Genomic DNA, 477 nt, shown 5'->3' with positions numbered 1-477 from the left:
CCGACCGCGTCGTGAAGCTGCTCGGTGCCAATGGCATCGTCTCCAACGCGATCCACGGCAATAAGAGCCAGCCGCAACGCGAGCGCGCGCTCGCCGAGTTCAAGTCGGGCAAGGCCAAGGTGCTCGTCGCGACCGATATCGCCGCGCGCGGCATCGACGTGTCGGGCGTCAGCCACGTCTTCAACTTCGAGCTGCCCAACGTGCCCGAGCAATATGTCCACCGCATCGGCCGCACCGCGCGGGCCGGCGCATCGGGCACCGCGATCAGCTTCGTGGCGGATGATGAGCGGACGTACCTGCGCGACATCGAGAAGCTGACGCGCGTCAAGCCCGAGATGATGCAGCTTCCCGAAGGCTTCACCGCCGAAGCCGCCCGCATCAAGGCGGCACGCCCGGCAGGTTCCGACACGTTCGAACGTCGCGATGACTCGGGCCGTCACCGCGCCCCGCCCAAGGCGACGCATGCGGCACGCCCGA

Annotated in this window: 1 protein-coding gene; it reads left to right on the top strand. The window is 68.1% G+C overall.

Annotated elements, in window-relative coordinates:
- Window positions 1-477, top strand: a 477-nt coding sequence (locus AACY52_RS30610) for a C-terminal helicase domain-containing protein (protein WP_339561430.1), incomplete at both ends; no start/stop codon positions are given.

It is taken from the genome of Pseudomonas sp. EA_65y_Pfl1_P113 (genome assembly GCF_963970525.1).
Taxonomy (GTDB): Bacteria; Pseudomonadota; Gammaproteobacteria; order Pseudomonadales; family Pseudomonadaceae; genus Aquipseudomonas; species Aquipseudomonas tritici.
This window is presented reverse-complemented; position numbering and strand designations above follow the sequence as displayed.